The sequence below is a fragment of the Prevotella sp. C0026C3 genome (assembly GCF_056590795.1).
This window is the reverse complement of record NZ_JBWPWW010000045.1, coordinates 1-1,593: the sequence shown is the minus strand read 5'-3', so window position 1 is coordinate 1,593 and position 1,593 is coordinate 1. Positions and strand designations below refer to the sequence as shown.

The following is a 1,593-nucleotide window of genomic DNA, read 5'->3' as shown; positions in this document are numbered from 1 at the left end:
GTAACTATTCAGCGACACCTTGCACCTTAATCCACGTTTGAAATAAACAGGAAAAGACCTATTAAAAGACAAAACAAAGTGTCTTTATTTCTTGTGTATGTGAGATGTTTTTTGTACCTTTATACCTATGAAAGAGCAAGTTACGGACATATCAAAAGTACTGCAAGACATGACGACCGAGATGCGGCTGATGCGTGAAACCATTGGTCTGCAGTATGCTGAGATTGCCAAGCTGAACCGTAACATAGAATCTCTTAATCGTCAAATACGCAAGAAGGACGAAGAAAATGCAAGACTAAAAGAACGCCTGTCTAAATACGAGAAGCCCAAGAAAAATTCCGGCAACAGCAGCACTCCGCCTAGCAAGGAGAGCATGAAAGACGAAATCGTTAGAAGAACGAAGACTCTCCGCAAGCCTAGCGGCAAGAAGCCTGGCGGTCAGGAAGGGCATGACGGGCATAAACTATCCTGCTCTTCCATGCCAAACGAGATAGTGTACGATGCTCCCAAATACTGCACTAACTGTGGTGAGTCTCTTGCCGATGCAGAGCGTGTACTTGACTATGTAACGCAAGTAATCTCAATTCCAGAGCTGAAGCCGGTAGTCAAGGAGATACGCCACTATGTTATGATATGCAAGAGTTGTGGCGAACGCATCCGTACCGCACCAAGGCGCAAGTCCAACGATGTGATTTACGATGCAAGCGTAAAGTCACTTGTCGTGTATCTCAGTGTCGTGCAGTTCCTTCCGTACGGCCGTATAGCAAGTTTTTTGCGTGAGGTATTCGGGGTTGCTCCGAGTGAAGGCTCGCTTGTAAACTGGGTGAGGGAAGCCAAAAGAAATGCACAGCCTGCCATTGAGAAAATCAAGGAATATGTCATGTCGTCAAGTGTTGTCGGTTTCGACGAGAGCGGATGCTATTGCAACAAGCGTCTTGACTGGGCATGGATTGCGCAGACTGTTTATTACACCTTGCTTTTCCGTGCTGATGGCAGAAGCTCAAAAGTGTTGACAGACAAGTTTGGCGACAGTCTGGAACGCATGACAGCCGTAACAGACCGCCATAGCGCATACTTTGCGCTTCATTTCCTCAATCATCAAGTTTGCCTTGCGCATTTGCTGCGGGAGTTACAGTATATGTCGGAACTGAATACCAAGCAGAACTGGTCAGGAAAGATAACCGACTTGTTCCGTGAAGCCATACATGAGAGGAACACTAACCCATCGACAGTAATCCCCAAGACATCATGGACAGAACGCTTGGACAGTCTGCTTAAAATAAATGTTAGCAGTCTTGGCAAAAAGTTTGAAACCGTCAAGAAGGGATTGATAAAATGCCGTGACTACATCTTCAACTTTCTTGAAGACCCATTGATACCGTCTGACAACAACGGAAGTGAACGGGGAATACGCAAATTGAAAATAAAATTGAAGAACTCTTGTACATTCCGCTCAGACTTAGGAGCAGACGCATTTCTCGAATTACATTCAATCGTTGAAACTGCCAAGAAACACAACCAAACACCGTTCAATGCTATTCAAGCCTTATTCGGGGCTTGACGGCTTGTCATGCCCTATCGCTGAATAGTTAC

At 45.4% G+C, this 1,593-nt stretch carries 1 protein-coding gene; it reads left to right on the top strand.

Translation table 11 applies throughout. The annotated features are described in order from the left end of the window. Nucleotides 1-127: 127 nt before the first annotated feature. Nucleotides 128-1,561, top strand: a complete 1,434-nt coding sequence (tnpC, locus tag AC1EK4_RS11895; RefSeq protein ID WP_480358408.1) for an IS66 family transposase — start codon at nt 128-130, stop codon at nt 1,559-1,561. The last annotated feature ends 32 nt before the right edge of the window (nt 1,562-1,593 follow it).

What these genes read in the sequence shown, in the direction of transcription:
- tnpC (WP_480358408.1), top strand. Translation starts at nt 128, where the DNA reads ATGAAAGAGCAAGTTACGGACATATCAAAAGTACTGCAAGACATGACG.